The sequence below is a fragment of the Tolypothrix tenuis PCC 7101 genome (assembly GCF_963874875.1).
Lineage (GTDB): Bacteria > Cyanobacteriota > Cyanobacteriia > Cyanobacteriales > Nostocaceae > Aulosira > Aulosira tenue.
The window spans coordinates 7,482,421-7,501,361 of the sequence record NZ_CAWNJS010000001.1 but is presented as its reverse complement, the minus strand read 5'-3'; the positions used below and the strand labels follow the sequence as shown (position 1 = coordinate 7,501,361).

The window sequence follows — 18,941 nt, the reverse complement described above, 5'->3', positions numbered from 1 at the left end:
AATTTATTATCTAGTAAATGAACCAGTGTTTGGTGCTTGTAGACATTGGTTAGATGTAGCACCATTGACGTTATCATAGGCATCTAGCAAACATAAATTCCGCATCTCATAGATTTCTAATCTATCTGTTCTGGTGCTGTATATGGCTTTTTGCATATCCGTCATTTTCTCAGTTTGGGGATAATCAAAATAATCAACAGCCCGCACTAACAAATCTTTATTAAAAGGTACAATTAATCTTTGATTTTCAGACTGTTTCGTTTGAATTAAATCTGCTACCATCCCCACTTCCCATTTCCCAGGTGCAATTTGTTTGGGAGGGTAAATTCTTTTAATGACTAATTTTCCAGAAATAATTTGATTGGAATTACTGGCGAATACCTCTGGTGGTGTCATATCCGCAATTTGACTTAAGAAACCTTTGCGGAAATCTTCAGAAAAGGCAAAACTCGCCACCCAACTACTAGTAGTGACTTTTTGGCTACCACTAGAGGGAGTTCTAATCAGAATTCCTCTGTCTATTTGCGGTTTACTAAATTCTTCAATACTTTGTGGTGGTAAGGTTCCCGACCAGTTAAAGACTGCTATCATCGTTTTACTGACGAATTGCCGAATCGCTTCAGGATCTCTAGCTAAATCATCAGTAGCCGTGACAGCTTTACCATCAACCATTTGCACGAAATTCGGCTGTTTGCGGACACTGAGTTTTTGGATATTCAATCCTTGCAAGATTAAGAATAGTAAAACAAACAAATGCAATCCAAAAGTTGCGATCGCAAATGTTGTCAAAATACTTCCTGTGCGTTGTTTTTTCTCTAATAGCCTGACCATTTATATCCTCTGCTTTACCCATGAAGTTGCATTACTAATGGCGTTAAAGACTGCAAACCCGCCAGCCGCAGCCACCAATAAAGATAAAATTGGTGCCAAAATTCCCAAAAAAATCATGAACCACATTAAATCTGGGTCAGCATTCGCATCTTGCGCTGGGCCGTTAACAATTACGGCGGCTGTTAAAACAGCAGTAATATTAAATGAAATCTTGGCAATTCCTACAGCAATAAACCCCGTCAGCCAAGCAAAAATCGGTTTACCTGCTACAGGTAGTAAGGAACCACCTACCGCTAATGGCCCTAAAGCTGCTATCAGCAACATGGTAGCCTCCATCAAATTTTGGAAGGCATATTGTAAGGAAACTAAAAAGTTCTTAATACTTGTTTGAACTGTAGAACCTAATAAAGCATTAAAGGAAGTTTCTGAAACATTCCCTGTACCATAAGCAATCTGATTGACTTTATTTTCTAAACGTTCAATCCAAGTTTTATTGCCGTATAAATTTTTATATTCTTGCCAAAGATTATTAATTTTTTCTGTAGCTTTGGCAAAACATTGTGATTGTTGTTCGCCCTGTAGCGATTGACAAGGACGCAGCAAAGCACCAGCAACCTCTTCTGCAACACTCATATTCAGTGCTTGCTGATAAACAGAGTTAGCATCTGCGGTAGTGACTACTTGCTGGTTAACAGAATTAATAAAGTTGCGTACACCTAAAGTTAAATTAGAAAGAATACTGCCATTCCCAGAATTATTTAATAAAATCACCACCACAAACGGCCAAATCATTGATGAAATGGGCCGAGAAAACTCACTTTCCAAAACATCCTTTAACCATTGCAGTAGAAAAAACAATAAAGTTCCTACCGCAAAAAATATACCTAAATTAGTTAAAGCCCCATATATATTTTCATTGGGATTATTCTGCAATAAATCTAGCCATTGCTTGTCCCAACTTTCGGCAATACTTCTGGCTGTTGTTGCACCATTGCCGATAATATCATCAATCCCTGTTGACGCAGAGATTTGTAAAATATAAAACTGCATAGACCTATCAATCGGCGTTAATCGGCGTTAATCGGCGGTTAATTCTCTTATTCATATACATTTATTCCTATGTAATACTACCCAAACAAACGGTATTTCGGAACTTCCAAAAATTAAATTATCTAATTTTCGGATGGAAGACCATAATTTTATTCTTCCTCCTCTGCTTCCTCTGCTTCCTCTGCCTCCTCTGCTTGCCAAAGCGATTAATTGTTTTACTTGTTAGCCCTTTACTTCTCTTTTCTGCCCAACAAATCTATTTGAGAACTTGTGCGTAATAGCCGCGCCGCCTCCGCCGCCGAATCAACTCGGCGAGAGCGGTTATTCTCATCCATTTGCTGCGAAATATTTGCTAAATTTAAATTAGAATATTGCAAGAAATGATTTACCTGCATTGTCTGAGCCAGGTTTTCGCCGACTATTTTTGATTGTTCGTTTTGAATCCTAATACTCTGCATCTGTAAATTAGATTGACCAGCACTTAAGAGAGCGCTTAAACCCGGAATACCCGCCGCAGCTATTTGGCTAGCTTTTTGCTGTAAATCGTTGATAAAAGTTTGGTTAGTTTCATCTGCTTGCTGGGCGATTTTGGCAATATTTTCGAGGGTATCTACTGTATTTTGCAATTTAACTTTAGTTCTAATTTGCCCATTCTTACCTAAATTACTTGCTACCGAACTGCGAGTAATTAAGCGGTTAAGTTCATTATTAACTGCTTCAGATTTCAGAACAGGATTATTATCAAATCTATCTGATATCGAGTAGAGAATAATATCATCACCCACCTTTTCACCTGCGGTAATTGGGTTAGGTAAATTCAGTTGTCCTGTAGAGTTAGTGATGGCATTTTGCGACTGAATTTCTACAGGCTTTAATGTGCCACTTAAATTATTTTGGAGATATCTTTGTAAATCTCCTGAGTAGGATTGAAAATCAGTTAAAACTTGGCCTAATTGCCCCATAGCTGGTAGGGTAACCAACAATCCTAAACCCAAAGTCAATAAAAGAGTTTTTCGCATAGTTTTTTCCAAGAAATTTTTTAACTTCCACGTAATGAAGCTACTAATTGTCGTGCAAATGCCGAAACTGCTTCATATTTATCGCGGTGTTGTTGCATCGCCTGTTGACGTGCAGTTTGTTCGTGGGGGTTGTTAGCCACAACTGCTAGTTGTTCGTAACCGGGATAATAGCGACAGAAAGTATAAATGCCGTTATCATCTAGCAACCATTGGCTATAAATTCCTTCTTTACGGGGGAAAAAGCTTTCAGAAGCGTTCCGCGCAATAATTTCGCGCGGATATTTCAAAATATTGACAAAACTATCAACTGCAACTGGCTGAATCCGACCAATTAATCTTGTAGTCAAGTTTTGCAAAATTTTAGATGCAGCTGGCGATTTAGCAATTGTATCGGGGTCTTGTGCCGATAAAATCACCCGAATCCCCGCTTTTGCACCGTTAGCGCAAATTCTGCCGACTAAGTTAGCAATTTGGTCAAATTCAAATAGAATTGGGGCTTCGTCAATAAAGAAAATCGAAGCTGGACTGCTGAGTGCGCGTCTTAAAGCTGCGGAGTATGCACTTAAGGAAAGTACCGCCGCATCTTCACTATCAGATAAATTTCGCAGTGCAAATACTAAGAGTTTGGCATCTGTACGGAAGCTAGAAGGTGTAGAAATCGATTGTCCTACACGACTAGAAAGCCAAAACCGCAAGCGCAGTTGAATTTGACTTAATGCATCCTCAACCCTTCCACTGAGAGAATCGATTTCCAGATGTTCTGGGGAACAGAAAGTGAGAAAATCCTTGAGAGTCGGAGTTCTTTGCCAAGCTGGACTACCAAACCCGCCAATCATGGCTTCCCGATAACGCTGTTGAATAGTGCGATCGCTAAAGAAGGCAGTTAGTGCTAAGTTAATCAGGGAACGGACAGTTTGTCCGAGTAGCTGGTTTTCTGTAGATGACCCCAATACCATCGTCATCAGTGCCGATTCCAAAAAGGCAGTATAATCGAGCATCCGGTCTCGCTGTTCTTCCGCACTCAAAAAACGCAAGTCTGGTTGCTCAAATAAATTATTTGATTGTTTAGAAATATCGAAATACGCACCATTTTCCTCCATAAACTGGGTGTAGTCTGTGAAGGTAGATGTCCCATCTGGTTTAGGAAAGTCTAATGCCACAACCGGAATGTCATGGGCTAAAGCTTGGGTTAAAATCCCCGAAACTAACACTGATTTACCCGCCCGCGTGGTGGCAAATAAAGCTAAATTTTTATGTTGGGTAAATAAATCTAAATGTACAGGGGTACCACCTTCGGCAGCAATTAATTCAAACCCTTGATTATCTCCTTGTCTTGTCAGTACCAAAGGCATTAATCCCGGTACTTCACTTGTTAAATATAATTGTCTACGATTGAAGGGTTTAACTAATAACCCTTCCCAAACTATCGGTAAAGATTGCAACCAAATCTTCCAAGCATATTCTGTTTCCCGAATTACCCTGGCGGGACGTTGAAAACAGTTTTCAATATATCTGGTAGCTTCATCTAACTGTTCGACAGTTGGACGATGCACAAAAATAGCAATCCCCGTATATATGGGTACAGCTCCTTCATACAATTGTTCTTGGGCTGCTACCGATTTCTTTAATTTTAATTGGGCGTTAACATCAATAGTTCTACTCTTTTCTTGAGCCATAAGTGCCGTCATATTTGACTGTTTCAAGACTCGTTGTAAGGTAGTTTTGACCAACGCCGGATTTGCTGCAGTTAACTGACAAAAAATCTCAGTATCTACAACTGTTTCTCGAGAAAGTAATTCCCATAAATAGCGTAATTGCGAAGTTTTATTTGCCCAGCCACCGGGTTTTTCTAAAAATGTCAGCGCCCCAATATATTTATTATTAACATTCACCCAACGACGGTCTGCACAAGGTACCCCAGACTCCATCAATAAGGTTGTACTGTGAATATTGTCTACTAAAAGTTTTGTACTCGCTAAATCTGAATAAACTTGTTCATGTAATCCATTTTCATCTAATATCAACAACTGGGGAATATCTATGGGAGCAGTATCATTAAATCTCCGCCAAACTTCTCCCCAAAGTTGTTCTGCATTTAAAGGCTTAATATCCAAGCCCATTTTGTTAGATAAAAGTTGTTCCCAACGCCCAAAGCCTTGTTTATAAGCATTGGTAATTACAGTTTCTAGGCGTTGGTTTTGCACTTCCGCCATATCGCCTTTAAATTTCAACCACCAAGCTTCGGATCTCGCTAACAGTTTTTCAATCAAATCATCAGCTTCCGAAGCATTTGGTTCGACAGTGTAAGTGACATAAATCCGCAGAAATTTCGGCTTGCGAATCCCCGCATTATTTAATTCTTTGGTTCTAGCTCGTTCTGCCATCAATAAATATTTGATATCTTTTGATGGACTCTTTTTCGCTAAATTGGCTAATTCTTGTTGTCGCTGTTTGTCGTTAATAAATGACCCTAAATGCAGAGTCATTTTTTCACCATTAGGAATATCTTTTAGCCCAGCTTCAATATTGTCAAAAATGGTATCTATTTGTTCGGCTCTTAAAGTCGTATGAATACCACGACATTCAAACCCAAACACAAAGCAAAACCTGTCTTTTTGAGTACCTTTAGTTAAAATATAAGCGCCAATATCACGTCGATTGAAACTGACGCGCAGCATGGTTGCTAAATGTAATGCATCTTCAAATGGTGTTAACCGAGTTGCGTTTTCGGCGATACCGATGCTTTGTTTTCCGATTTTTTGCTTCATGATTCACTTCTAACAAGCTTTGATAACGAGCAAAGCCTCTAGTCCAAGCCGGAACACCAACAAATTTACTTAAAAAACTCCAACTCCTCCCACCAGTTAATATCCACCAAGTAGCCATTCCCCAGCCAGCAATTAACACTGTCCATAACCATTTTTGAAATTCGTCTTGGAACAGTCCTCCAAAAATGCCATTGATAATAAAGTAAGCAGCTAGTGCAATTACTGTCCAAGGAAAAATTTGGTCTGCTGGTAGTGGCCCTAATGATGGTTGGCTTCCTAAAATTTGATTAACTGGACGAAAGTCTTTATCTGGCTCTTGAGACATCACTAGGTAAAATTAAAGCTAATTTGTTATTTGGTATTTGGAGAGACGCGATTAATCGCGTCTGTACAAGAGTTAAGAGCTAAATATTAATTTGGAACTTTGAATTTTTTATCCCTCGCCTCTAGTCTCTAGATTTTAGCCTCTTTACTTATTAGTATTGCCAATAACAAAGCCTGTTAAAACATCCGCAATTGTGACAGCAACTACCACTAACAAAGGAGTTCTAGCAATATTTTGCCAATCTTCGTCTTTACGGACTGCGTTCACCACACCAATCAAAGCAACAGCAATATACAGTAAGTAAAGTGCCCGTAAAACGTTAAATACTAAACTGACTGCGGTTTGAGTACCACTACCGTTACTAGAACCTTGGGTGAGAGTATTTTGAAAAAAGTCCTCAGCTTTCTTAAAAAATTGTGCTTGTGCTGGCGCAGCAAAATAGTCTAGCCAAAATAAACTCAACACAATGACTACAGCTAAGATTTGCAGTGGTATTAACGATTTAATTGGTAAATCACAGTACTGTCCAATTTTGTGAGTAATAACGGCAATTAAACTGCCTACTAATAAACTCAAAAGTAATATAGGACTCTTCAGGCTAATAACACTTAAAAATACCGCGCAAGCTAGTAAAAAGGGTACTGATTCAACTAGGATCAGCCACCAGTATCTAAGTGTCCCTCGGAACTTCGTTCCTACTGTTACTATGCTGCTTGTTAAGCTTACAAATAATTCCCTTTGAGGAGCGCTTTGCTTAGACATTTGACTCGTTTCCCAATTGATTATTTACCTCAGATCTGTCTGTCATCCAGAACTTATCATCTCATATATGAGCGATCGCCAGATTTATCGTAAATTTACAGTTGTCAGTTTTGTCAGGCGTGCAAAGCAACACATCATCTGCATGATAATTTTTGTTCACTATTATAAGTGTAGAAGTGCGATCTCTCATCGCCAGGTATTTTTTGCTGCAAATGTCCATAAAAACTTACTTCTCCAAATAGCTGATGAATTTGGTCTCCGCTTCAGCACTATTTTGTGTCATGGTTATTGACAACTTCAGTCATGCAAATCTGAACAACAGCAATTTGACTGAACTTAATAGTGAATTCACGGTGGTAAATGCCAAATCTCAGGGGAAGTACTTAACAAAAATTAAACTTAACTCTCTTCCCGTACCCTGGAGCTTTATTTCAAGCCTAGTTTAATACCTGGTACTGGTATTTCAAATGAGTACTAATACTCACTAGTATATATGAACATAATGTAAACTGCTACTTATAAAGGCAAATAAAAATCCGCAAATCCCGTGATTGGCAATATGTTACCCCGCTACAGGAGTAGTGAAAAAACTTCATCAAATCCTCAAAATTGCAATTTGTTAAGTTTTGTCATTGGTCATTTGTCATTGGTCATTGGTTATTTGTCATTTGTCATTTGGTATTGTCTACCTTATCTCCATTCCCCATTAACCATTCCCCATTCCCCAGTCCCCATTCCCCATTCCCTTTTAAACATGAACCTAGATTCACAGACACCGCAAGATGCAGAAGAACCGATGTTTTCACATATTCCCGTATTAAGCCGGGAAATTATTGAGGGTTTGGCGGTGCGTCCTGGTGGTCATTATTTAGATGCAACACTAGGGGGCGGTGGTCATAGCCGCTTAATTCTAAAAACTGCTGAGAACGTACAATTGACAGCAATCGATCAAGATGCAGATGCTTTAGCCGCAGCACAGAAGTATTTAAATGAATATCAAGACCGTGTTAACTTTGTTCGCAGCAACTTTGCGGCTTATGATTTTACACAAAGTAACTTTGATGGTATAATAGCTGACCTAGGTGTTAGCTCTTACCATTTAGATACACCAGAGCGCGGTTTTAGCTTTCGTCATGCTGCTAGCTTAGATATGCGAATGGATCAAAGACAGTCATTAACTGCAGCAGATGTAATTAATGATTGGGATGAAGCAGAACTAGCAGATATCTTTTTTAAATACGGTGAGGAAAGATTATCGCGGCGCATTGCCAGACGCATTATCGAAAGACGACCGTTGCATAATACCGTGGAATTAGCCGATGCGATCGCATCTTGTGTTCCTGCTAAATATCGTTATGGCAGAATTCACCCAGCCACCCGTGTTTTTCAAGCGCTGCGAATTTTCGTCAACGACGAACTAAAATCCCTGGAAACCTTCTTAGATAAAGCACCAAACGCCCTTGTCCCTGGTGGACGGATTGCCATCATCAGCTTTCACAGCCTAGAAGACCGTTTGGTGAAGCATAGCCTACGTAATTCCCCATTATTGCGAGTTTTGACCAAAAAGCCCATCACAGCTCAAGAAGACGAACTCAATCAAAATCCGCGATCGCGTTCCGCTAAATTGAGAATAGCGGAGCGGAGGGAGTGAGTGGGGACTGGGAAAAAGCAGGGGAGCAGGGAGCAGGGAGCAAGGGAGAGATTGTTAATTCCAATTACCCATTACCAATTACCAATTACCCATTACCCATTCCCTACTTTTTAAAATATCTCGGTAATTCAATGCGAAATGTGGAGCCTTCGCCAACAGTGCTGGTGACGCTGATGGTACCTTGCATCATTTGCACTAATGATTTAGTGATGGCTAACCCTAAACCCATACCTTCATAGAGGCGGGTATTACTTTGATCGACTTGTCGAAAGCGATCAAAAATATACTCAATGTCAGCAGGAGCGATCCCAATACCTGTATCTTCAACTGCGATCGCAATTTTATCAGCAGTGATTTCCCAGACTTTTACTTTAATGCTACCTGCAGCAGTGAATTTAATAGCGTTTAACAACAGCTTGACTAAAATTTGTCTGAGGCGATCGCTGTCGTTGACGATTAAGGGAAAATTGAGATTAATCTCTACTTGCAGATTTAGTGATTTTTCCTCAGCTAGATAACTGTGTTCAGCTAGGGTAGTTAACACCAAAGTCTCTAAATTAAATTCTTCTGTATGAAACGATAGATTACCCGCTTCCGCATGAGCAAAGTAAAGCATATCGTCAATAATGGACAATAAATGGTTACCATTATTGAAAATGCGCTGGATCATCTCCGTTTGTAACTCAGATAAGGTAGAGTTACGCTGACGCAACAACACCTGTGATAATCCCAAAATCACATTCAGGGGTGTGCGGAGTTCATGGGAAGTAATAGCTAAAAATTGGGACTTTAACTCGCCTGTTTCTACAAGTTGTTGGTTTTTTAGCTGAATTTGCTGGTGAATTTTTTCAAGTTCGAGATTTTGCGCTAAGAGAATCTCATTTTGTCTGGCTAAACGTTCTTCTCTTTCTTCTAAAACTTGGAGCATGATCGTATTATTGATTGCGATCGCTGCGACCTCAGCTATTACATCTAAAAGGTGTTGTGCAGCAGTATTAAATGCATGGGGATTTTTCCAGTTACCAATTGCCAGAACTCCCACTTTGCCAGCTTGTACCGACTTAATTGGTACGGCATACATTGATGCAGGTGTGACAGATGGTAAGACTGGGACACAAGGAAAAAATGGACATGAGGAAAAGCCGTCAATTATACAGTCTTTATGTACCTGGCTTGCTTGATATATCTGGGATATACCTGTAGCAAATACTTGAGCTAGTAACCCTGACTTGGTATTGAAAGGTTGATCGTAGGAGATTGATTCTTGTTGTTCACCCCACAACTTATCACCAATATCTAAAGAGTTATTGAGTTTGAGAATATGTAGATTTTCTGCACTAATGCCTGTTGTGGTGATTAATTCTAATTGTTGCGATTGGGCATTATATAGGGCTATCAAACAAAATTGAGCAATATCAACGATATTACACGCTTCGCTAGCTATCACCTCTAAGAGGTCAGGTAAATGTGTGATTTGCTGGTTGGTGATATTAGTTAGCATCTGAAGTATCCCCAGTTGTTGAGGTAATTGGGGAGAGATGGGTTTATTCCCTATATCGGTGTGCTGTCCAGTTAAAATCATAATTGCCTAATGGCTATTTACTTCCATATATGTTGCATCTGGCTCTCTCGCAGCGATTTTTATTGAAAAATCTGCTCCCAAAATAAAATTTTTTTACACCTAGGCTTTAATTAATTTTGGGTTGAGGATAATTCCAACAATATTCACTTCGCAGACGCATAAAGGCTCATCTTAAATATAGCTTTTCCCAACTTAATGAGGTAAATTTTTAAAGCTAGTAACTTTGTGAAACAAGATTTTATTAACCTCAGTATGCTTAAGAAAAACTATCAATCTTTTCTTTGAATTACCTGGGTATTGATGATCGCATTTTGCGCCAGCTTGCTTGCATTCGCAAGCCGTTACTATCTCTTTATTGCATAAGCGTTCTCCAAGATATTCTCTAATCGGCTCATTAATTTTTCGTAGATGCCGATTATTTTATCAATTTCTTGCGATCCTTACCTTATATTTTTATCAGTGGTTATACTGATTTTTAAATTTAATTTTCTTTATCTCTTATCCCAAAAATATAGATTTTTATGCAAATCAATTAACATTTTTCTGAGAATTTTTGCTGCTTAATATAGACAAAACTTGTATTTTGAAATATATTTGAAGGATTTTATATAAAAACTGTAGTTATTAATCAATAACTATTGTTATCTCTTTCAAAACTATATAGTTATAGCAGCTATATATGATTTGCGAAAATAGAGATGCTTAGATACTTTAATTCTTGAAAATTTCGGGTATCTTGTGATTCACAGATTATTAATTATTGCTGTTATTGCTCGGCATTGACATGAAAAATTTGCTAATTAATTCGCTGTTCACAGATAGGAATCACATTTTATTTTTGCGGAGGTAGTCTGTTCCCTCTTACCTGTTAAAACTTACCTTCCTATGGCACTGGCGCTGCGCGAAACGCACCATGTAAATAATTTCTCTCAATCAAATCAGAGCAGAAAGAATAACTAATGGCAGAGGATATAGGGACGTGGCTATTTTGACATAGGCAGTAGCATCCATTAAACTACCCCTTGCAAATCAAAACAGAATTCCTGCCAATGCATTCCACTGAACAAACTGCTGTACCTACTCGCGTTATTGGTCTAATCAGTGGCACGTCTGTAGATGGTATAGACGCTGCCTTGGTAGAAATTACTGGTAAGGATTTAGATCTCAAAGTAGAGTTATTAGCCGGAGAAACATATCCTTACCCCCCAAATCTCAGAGACAAAATTTTAGCAGTTTGCGCTGGGGAAGCCATCTCAATGGCAGAATTGGCAGAAATAGATGATGCGATCGCCTTTGCTTTTGCTCAAGCTGCCCAAAATATTCAAATTGGTCATCAAAGCGCAACTTTAATCGGCTCTCATGGTCAAACAGTTTACCATCGGCCGCCCGTGAATGGCGGACTGGAGACTGGGGGGACAAGGGGACAAGGAGACGAGGGAGAAAGAACAAATTACCAATTACCCATTACCAATTACCCATTACCAATTACCCAACCCAAACCTCTAGGTTATACCTTGCAAATTGGTCGTGGTGCTTTAATTGCTCATCTTACGGGAATTACCACTGTGAGTAACTTCCGTGTTGCGGATATTGCGATTGGGGGACATGGTGCGCCCCTGGTTCCTAGAGTTGACGCTTATTTACTCAGCCATCCCCAAGAAGCGCGTTGTGTTCAAAATATCGGTGGTATTGGCAATGTTGCTTATCTACCCCCTCGCCGTGATGATTGGCTAGAAAAAATTCGCGGGTGGGATACTGGCCCGGGAAATAGCCTGTTAGATTTGGCTGTGCAACATCTGACAAATAGTGCTAAAACATACGACAAAAACGGACAATGGGCAGCAAGCGGTAATCCTTGTCATCCCTTAGTAGAAGAATGGTTGACTCAAGATTACTTTCATCTCCCACCCCCAAAATCTACGGGTAGAGAATTATTTGGTGTAGCTTATTTGCAACAGTGTTTACGAGATGCTGAAGCATACCAACTCAGCGCAGCAGATTTACTGGCTACCCTCACAGAATTGACAGCTGCAACTATCGCAGAAAGTTACCGGAATTTTTTACCGCAATTACCTGATCGCATCCTATTATGTGGTGGCGGTAGTCGCAATCTTTATTTAAAACAGCGTTTACAATCATTATTGCCATCTGTACCAGTCATGACTACCGATGAAGTTGGCTTAAATGCAGATTTTAAAGAAGCGATCGCCTTTGCAGTTTTAGCCTATTGGCGACAGTTGGGTATTCCTGGTAACTTACCTAGCGCTACAGGTGCACCTCACGAAGTCCTTCTAGGCGAAATTTCCCCTGCTTATAATGTTTCAGTTTCAAGTTAGTAAATTTAACCAAGCTGGGAATTAAATAACATATAGGTTAAAGGGAAAAGGTTAAAAGGAGAAAGGAAAACAAAAAAACCTTTTCCCCATTCCCCATTCCCCATTACCCATTACCCATTACCCAAATTTCCAAAGCTATACTTTAACTGATCTACCACCTGACATTTTGGCGTTTCAAATATATCTTTAAGTCTCAGTGGTATTCGAGCAAAACAAGGAACATCCAAAGTGGCTCATACTTTTTTAATGCAACCCGGGCGCTGGACATTACAAGGTAGTTGGCTAGAACGTAATAGTATGCCCATTAATGTCAAGGGTATGATCTTAGTGGCTTGGAATCGGGATAATTGGTTTACTATGGCGACAAAGCTAATATTTCCAGGTAGCGATCGCACAGAAATTGCGTTGCAATACAAAGGACGGTTAGATGATGGAGAACGCCAATATACTTTTTTGCTCCAACATAATCTTTTAGGACAGGTTGAAGGTGAGGGTTTGATTGGTGTATCAACAATTGTGCAGCGTTACTGGGCATTAAACGATCGCCAACGTCGCAGTGGTTTTGAAACTTTACATCAGTTATCAGAAGATAACTACTACTTAAGTAGCGCTGTTTTAACTGGACATTTTTTAAATAGCACTATAGAAGCCAATCTTGAACGTCAATCAAAATAATTCTGGTGTTTGGTATTTGGTATTTGGTGTTGGTTGCTTGCTATTATCCTTTCACCTTTCCCCTTTCACCTTTTCCCTTGTCCCCAGTCCCCAGTCTCCAATCCCCAGTCCCCAATCCCTACCCCCTAACCAAAATCCGATTGAGATACTGCAAAATTCCTACCGTAATGAAGAGGCTCAAAGCAAAACAGAGCCAGTAATTATTGACGATCATTATTGATTGATCGAGTGCCCACCCACCTAGCAGAGAACCCATAAAATTGCCCAGAGCCCAGCAAAGGGAGTTGATTGAGAAATACACCCCTCGTTGCGATTCAGGGGCTAAATCTGTCACGAGAGAGGCAGCAAAAGGGGTATAAGAAGTCATCGCTAGGGCAAATACTGCTAGGGCTAAAGTTACCCAAAGCAGATGATGAGATGGGGTGATAGTAGTTACCCAAATGAGGCTGAAGCCTATCGCCCAGAGAATAGCTGAAATTGTCAGCGCCAGGGTATGAGAGTAGTTCTTTAAGGCAGCTGCAATAGGAAATTGGCAGATAATAGCCAAGGCTAAATACCCAGAAAATAGTGTGCTGATGGTGGTTGCGGCAAATCCTGGAGTATCACCACCGACGTTGACAAAGTTTTTAAAGTAAATCGGCAGGGTGCTATTTATCTGAGACAGGTAGGTAGTGAAAATAATGTTAACAGCCACGTAGATCAGGAGACGGTGATCGCGTAATGCTGTCATCCAAGAGGTGAAATGTTGCTGCTTGGGATACTCATCCAGCTGGGGTTGATAAGTTTCAGTGATTGCCCCATAGACAATTATCAAAAACACCATGAACGAAATAGCATCAATGATAAATAGCCCCCGATAAAAGCCAGTCGTCGCCACCCACAATCCTGCTAGGGCACTACCAATCGCTAATCCCAGATGATCTGCTACTTTGGTGAGGGCAAAAGTTTCGCGGCGATTCCCAGCTTCACTGGCATCAGCTACAATCGCTTCACTTGCAGGCCAATAGAAACCCATCCCTAAACCACAAATCAGTCGCCCAATCACCAAGGTGGCAAAGTTGTTGGTTGCAGCTAACACCAGAGAACCAATTACCGAAATTGCTGCTGCTAGCAACAAGGTGCGACGACGGCCCCATTTCGGAGAATCAGCTAGAGAACCACCAACAATTTTTCCCACAATACCCAAAACTGAAGCGCTAGCTAAAGCAAGACCAACAGAGGTTGCAGATAAGCCAACTTGATTGACGAAAAATATGGGGGCGTAAAACATGGTAAAGCCAGTCCCTACTTCCGATAGGAACCTAGCGATCGCAAAAATCCCGACTTGGGAATTAATTTGGGGTAACCACGAGAATGACTCCGATGCAAGCGCTAGTTGTCTGGATGGGAATTTCATTGAAAAATTATGTTTTTGTAATTCTTATTATTAGCAGGGATTTTCCTCACAGATTCCACAGGATTTCCACAGGCATTTTACCTGTTTTCCACAGATGCTCCACGAGTTCATCGGCTGTTGCCATCTTATTGGGGATTGTTTGCTTTGTGGTTTCGGTAGTCTCAGTGACTGAGTTTTTATGAAAAAATGTAACAAAAAATAGGTTCAAACCCTGATTTTATCGTCGTAATTTACTTTTTATACCACCGTTTTTAACATTTCGCAGCATTGACAAACCTACCCCCTCTTAGCGCACAATGATTCGGCTTGCTGTTGTAGTTCGTTCAACCGTTAACATCAATATGGGTAAAATTACCTCAGGTGTTGACGTAGATTGTCGGGTAAGCGAAGGGTTGTGTATTTCACCCTCAGCTAGTCACTGCAAGCAACTAGTCCCTCTTGATTGACCTCAGAGGAGGAAATCTCATGAACGCAACAGTTAACATTTTTACAGAAATCCCAGAAGCACTTCATGAATCCCTAAAAACTTACTTAGAAACACATCCTGATTGGGATCAAAACCGAGTATTAACGGCGGCTTTGTCACTGTTTTTACTGCAAAATGGAGATAGCGATCGCCGTGCTGCTCGTGTTTATCTAGAAACCTTGTTTCATCACAGCTAACTATAAAAATATATAGCCACAACGCTCTATGCTAGCAAGCATACTCCGTTGTGGTTGTCATCACGGTGCTATTCTGGTTCATATTCAACTGTAGGCAAACTTAAGTAATTTATCCTAGAGAAATAAGTGCGCTCTTGGGCTGCACAGCATTTAAGATTTAGCACTAATTTTGAAACTTATCAGGTGCGATCGCAAAATTTGAGGATGGATGTCACAACATAGAACATCCATCCTCTATAATTTTTTATTTGATTTAATTTCTCACAATAATATTAAAAATTTATTTTGAAAGGTCAATAATTTATAACTAATATGTACCCTCTTACATAACCAGCATTTTTATCTGAGTTATTTAACGATTCCCAAATAAATTAACGTGAGTTCGACGGATAAAAGACGCTAAAAAGCTTGCGAGATATGAAACATGAGAAACTGGGGAGGTGTTGTAATGGCGAGAAGCGCCCGTCGGAGGCGATCGCGAAGATTGATTGAGAATAAGTAAAAAAGGTATAAAAAAACTGGCATTTTGGATTTAAACTTCATTTGATTATTAACGATTGTGGAGAATTACTGGCATTCAAGCTAACTCCAGCTAATGTAGATGACCGTAAGCCAGTACCTGATATGACAAAAGACTTTATTGGTAAACTGTTTGGAGACCGAGGATAATCTGGTCAAAAATTATTTGAGGAGTTATATCAGCGAGGTTTAGAGTTAGTTACCAAATCTCAAAAGAAAATGAAAAACCGTTTGGTCAAACTGATTGATAAAATTCTTTTACGCAAACGGGCGGTAAGGGACTTCCAGAAAATAAATTATCCAATTTACTTAGATAATATTTTTCTTTCTCCCCCTGCTCCCTGCTCCCTGCCCCCCTGCCTACTCAGCGACGGGATATTTTTTTAGTTGGAAGTCCCTAATTGAGTCTGTCAATGACCATCTCAAAAATATGTGTCAAATAGAACACTCTCGACATCGTAGTGTCTTTAACTTTTTGGTCAATTTGATGGCTGGACTAACTGCTTACACCTATTTTCCCAAAAAACCGTCGATTGATATTTACCCAAAAGATTTGTCTGCACTACCTCCTGCCGTTTTTTAGCTCCGTCGAACTCACGTTATTTAGACAAATTTTGCATAAAAAGCCCAAAAAATAACGGAAATACTGCATCAAAGCTGTGTTTCCGTTAATAATTTTTATTTAGTTAGAGATAAGGGGGGATTTGGGACTGCTTCCATACCCAATGCCCAATACCCAATTAATTAACTTTGATCTAAACGCAATACTGCCATAAATGCTTCTTGAGGAACATCAACCGTACCTACAGATTTCATCCGCTTTTTACCTTTTGCTTGCTTTTGCAAAAGTTTTTTCTTCCGGCTGATGTCACCACCGTAGCACTTGGCTAGTACGTCTTTCCGCAGAGCGGGGATATGTTCACTGGCGATGACTTTACTACCAATACTTGCTTGAATCGGTACTTTAAATTGATGGCGGGGAATCAGTTCTTTGAGCTTCTCGGCCATTGAGCGACCGACATTGTAAGCTTTATCGCGATGGACAATCATGGCTAAAGAATCCACCGGATCGCCATTAATCATAATATCCAGTTTCACCAAAGGATTTTCGCGATAACCAATCAGGTGATATTCCATGCTGGCATAACCACGCGATCGCGATTTCATCTGATCAAAAAAGTCAGTGACGACTTCCGCCAAAGGCAACTCATAAGTTAAGGTTGTGCGCCCTTGGGTAAGATATTTCATATCCTTGAAAATACCCCGGCGGTTTTGCGATAACTCCATCAAAGTACCCACGTAGGTCTCAGGAGTAATCATTTCTACCTTAACGTAAGGCTCCTCAATTTTTTCGCGCTCGTTGGGAGAGGGTAAATGGCTAGGATTATCTATATACAGTTCCTCGCCCTTCAAAGTAGTCACTTTATAAACTACTGAAGGCGCTGTAATAATTAAATCTAAGTTGTATTCCCGTTCCAAGCGTTCTTGCACAATTTCCATGTGCAGCAAACCTAAGAACCCACAACGGAAACCAAAGCCCATAGCGCTGGAAGTTTCCGGTTCATAATGTAGCGCTGCATCATTAAGCCTGAGCTTTTCTAGGGCTTCCCGCAAGTCTTCAAATTGGTCAGCATCAATGGGGAACATCCCACAAAAGACCATTGGATTGGCTTCTGTGTAACCTGGTAAAGGTTCTGCAGCTTTAGCGTTAGACAAAGTAATGGTATCACCCACCCGCGCATCAGCTACAGCTTTAATGGCGGCGGCTAAATAACCTACTTCCCCGGCGTGCAGTTCATTAACTTGCTTTTGAGTGGGAGAAAGCACCCCTAATTCATCGATTTCATATTCTTTCTCAGAAGCCATCAAATAAATGCGATCGCCTTTTTTGAGGCTACCATCCATCACTCGGAAGTAAACAATTACGCCCCGGTAGCTGTCGTAGTAACTATCAAAAATTAACGCCCGCAAACGCTGATCTACAGTATTGGGGGCTGGCGGTATGCGCTCAACAATTGTTTCTAAAATCTCATTAATGCCAATACCTTCTTTAGCTGAGGCTAAAATCGCACCGCTGCAATCTAAACCGATAATTTCTTCAATTTCGCTGATGACTCGATCTGGTTCTGCACCTGGTAAGTCAATTTTATTCAACACCGGAATAATTTCCAGGTTATGTTCCAGAGCCAAATACACATTCGCCAAAGTTTGAGCTTCTACGCCTTGGGAAGCGTCAACCACTAACAACGCCCCTTCACAAGCAGCAAGCGAGCGTGACACCTCATAGGAAAAATCCACGTGTCCTGGCGTATCAATCAAATTCAGCACATACTGCTGACCATCTTTAGCAGTGTAATTCATCCGGGCAGCTTGCAGCTTAATGGTAATGCCGCGCTCCCGTTCCAAATCCATATTGTCGAGAAACTGCTCCTTCATCTGCCGATCTTCAACAGTACCAGTGGCTTGGAGTAAGCGATCGGCAAGGGTGGATTTCCCGTGGTCGATGTGAGCAATAATACAAAAATTGCGAATGCGAACTGCGGGAACGTCAGTCATATACTATTTTTGCTGAAAAAGCAACCAAGGTAGAGAGAGCAAATTACTTAATGTATTTTAATGCTTTCTTAGGCAACGACGCTGCATATCGGGCGAGACAACCATCATTAGCCAGAGAAATATTTGTTTATTGTTATTTGTCATTGGTCATTGGTCATTTGTCAAGAGAGACGCGATTAATCGCGTCTGTACAACAGTCAAGATAAATTCTGCCCATTACCCATCCCCAATGCCCAATGCCCCATGCCCCAATCCCATTTTCCCTTCGGCCGATAGTATTGATCAACCAGAAGCGTACAATAAAGATGTATAAGTACATAGTGTGAAGAGCGTGGTAATTCCAGGCGTAATTGCCCGTAAATTATTGATTTACTGACACAAATGCCATAGAGCTATTGTTTGGTATCTTCTATGAAAATTGCCACTTGCGAGGAGAAGCTGTTACTTTGGTACAATTTCGGGGAACTATGTAACTATAATTTTTTTTCATTTGTCAGTAAACTGAGCCGAAATTTATAAGAGTACTGCTTTAAAAAGCTTTTGAAACCACAATTTCCGAGTATATAAACCTATGAATATGAAAGAAAAAGCTACGGATGCGGACAACAGACAAGCCGATAAGGTAGAAATAGCTGTCCGCCTAGACTCCGAGTTAGTAGAGCAAATTCAGCATTTAACTAATGACCCTAGCAAAGTAATTGAAGTTGCAATTCGGCAATGGTTACGAGGTGACATTCCTAGAGATGATGAATTAACACGTACTCCACTCCGCGCTCCTATTCCACCACGAGGCGAATGGAACGACTAA

The 18,941-nt window shown here is 40.3% G+C and carries 15 protein-coding genes and 2 pseudogenes; 7 read left to right on the top strand and 10 right to left on the bottom strand.

Going from position 1 to position 18,941, the window contains the following annotated elements; genetic code table 11:
• Positions 1–6: 6 nt before the first annotated feature.
• The 6 genes from AACU25_RS29625 to AACU25_RS29600 form a co-directional block, all read right to left on the bottom strand.
• Positions 7–831 carry a hypothetical protein gene (locus AACU25_RS29625; RefSeq protein ID WP_096581788.1) on the bottom strand — a complete coding sequence of 275 codons (825 nt, stop codon included), beginning with the start codon at positions 829–831 and terminating at the stop codon, positions 7–9.
• Positions 832–1,881, bottom strand: a complete 1,050-nt coding sequence (locus AACU25_RS29620) for a hypothetical protein (protein ID WP_096581786.1) — start codon at positions 1,879–1,881, stop codon at positions 832–834. It abuts the gene before it with no gap.
• A gap of 230 nt (positions 1,882–2,111) precedes the next feature.
• The gene (locus AACU25_RS29615; protein WP_096581784.1) at positions 2,112–2,900 is read right to left on the bottom strand and encodes a hypothetical protein; all 789 of its coding nucleotides are present in this window, start codon (positions 2,898–2,900) and stop codon (positions 2,112–2,114) included.
• A gap of 20 nt (positions 2,901–2,920) precedes the next feature.
• On the bottom strand, positions 2,921–5,668 hold the full coding sequence (locus tag AACU25_RS29610) for a hypothetical protein (RefSeq protein ID WP_096581782.1): 2,748 nt from the start codon (positions 5,666–5,668) through the stop codon (positions 2,921–2,923).
• The gene (locus tag AACU25_RS29605; protein ID WP_045867575.1) at positions 5,601–5,993 is read right to left on the bottom strand and encodes a hypothetical protein; all 393 of its coding nucleotides are present in this window, start codon (positions 5,991–5,993) and stop codon (positions 5,601–5,603) included. The genes AACU25_RS29610 and AACU25_RS29605 overlap by 68 nt, the downstream gene beginning before the upstream one ends.
• 144 nt (positions 5,994–6,137) lie before the next feature.
• Entirely contained in the window at positions 6,138–6,755 is a 618-nt protein-coding gene (locus AACU25_RS29600; RefSeq protein WP_199347398.1) for a hypothetical protein, read from the bottom strand.
• 754 nt (positions 6,756–7,509) lie between these two features.
• Between AACU25_RS29600 and rsmH the strand changes: the two genes are divergently transcribed.
• Positions 7,510–8,406 carry a 16S rRNA (cytosine(1402)-N(4))-methyltransferase RsmH gene (gene rsmH, locus AACU25_RS29595; protein ID WP_096584252.1) on the top strand — a complete coding sequence of 299 codons (897 nt, stop codon included), beginning with the start codon at positions 7,510–7,512 and terminating at the stop codon, positions 8,404–8,406.
• Between the two features lie 103 nt (positions 8,407–8,509).
• On the opposite strand, the gene AACU25_RS29590 is transcribed toward rsmH, so the two are convergent.
• Complete coding sequence (locus tag AACU25_RS29590; RefSeq protein ID WP_096581780.1) at positions 8,510–9,988, bottom strand: GAF domain-containing sensor histidine kinase; 1,479 nt, start codon at positions 9,986–9,988, stop codon at positions 8,510–8,512.
• A gap of 1,049 nt (positions 9,989–11,037) precedes the next feature.
• Here AACU25_RS29590 and AACU25_RS29585 point away from each other — a divergent pair.
• Together AACU25_RS29585 and AACU25_RS29580 are read left to right on the top strand one after the other, a co-directional pair.
• On the top strand, positions 11,038–12,324 hold the full coding sequence (locus AACU25_RS29585) for an anhydro-N-acetylmuramic acid kinase (protein ID WP_096581778.1): 1,287 nt from the start codon (positions 11,038–11,040) through the stop codon (positions 12,322–12,324).
• Positions 12,325–12,552: 228 nt separating this feature from the next.
• The gene (locus AACU25_RS29580; protein WP_045867578.1) at positions 12,553–12,999 is read left to right on the top strand and encodes a hypothetical protein; all 447 of its coding nucleotides are present in this window, start codon (positions 12,553–12,555) and stop codon (positions 12,997–12,999) included.
• 118 nt (positions 13,000–13,117) lie between these two features.
• Here AACU25_RS29580 and AACU25_RS29575 read toward each other — a convergent pair whose 3' ends face one another.
• Both AACU25_RS29575 and AACU25_RS29570 read right to left on the bottom strand, forming a co-directional pair.
• Positions 13,118–14,395: an MFS transporter gene (locus AACU25_RS29575; RefSeq protein ID WP_096581776.1), complete on the bottom strand. Its 1,278-nt coding sequence runs from the start codon at positions 14,393–14,395 to the stop codon at positions 13,118–13,120.
• Between the two features lie 46 nt (positions 14,396–14,441).
• Positions 14,442–14,603, bottom strand: a complete 162-nt coding sequence (locus tag AACU25_RS29570; RefSeq protein WP_190445863.1) for a hypothetical protein — start codon at positions 14,601–14,603, stop codon at positions 14,442–14,444.
• 257 nt (positions 14,604–14,860) lie between these two features.
• Between AACU25_RS29570 and AACU25_RS29565 the strand changes: the two genes are divergently transcribed.
• The 3 genes and pseudogenes from AACU25_RS29565 to AACU25_RS29555 form a co-directional block, all read left to right on the top strand.
• On the top strand, positions 14,861–15,058 hold the full coding sequence (locus AACU25_RS29565; protein ID WP_045867580.1) for a DUF2811 domain-containing protein: 198 nt from the start codon (positions 14,861–14,863) through the stop codon (positions 15,056–15,058).
• Between the two features lie 519 nt (positions 15,059–15,577).
• Positions 15,578–15,847, top strand: a pseudogene (locus tag AACU25_RS29560) (transposase); the annotation flags it as partial.
• Positions 15,848–15,971: 124 nt separating this feature from the next.
• Positions 15,972–16,160: pseudogene (locus AACU25_RS29555) on the top strand (transposase); the annotation flags it as partial.
• Between the two features lie 161 nt (positions 16,161–16,321).
• Here the strand turns inward: AACU25_RS29555 and lepA are convergent.
• Positions 16,322–18,133: a translation elongation factor 4 gene (lepA, locus tag AACU25_RS29550; protein WP_096581774.1), complete on the bottom strand. Its 1,812-nt coding sequence runs from the start codon at positions 18,131–18,133 to the stop codon at positions 16,322–16,324.
• A 571-nt stretch (positions 18,134–18,704) separates the two neighbouring features.
• Between lepA and AACU25_RS29545 the strand changes: the two genes are divergently transcribed.
• Positions 18,705–18,941 (top strand): hypothetical protein, encoded by a 237-nt coding sequence (locus AACU25_RS29545; RefSeq protein ID WP_045867879.1) that lies wholly within the window; start codon positions 18,705–18,707, stop codon positions 18,939–18,941.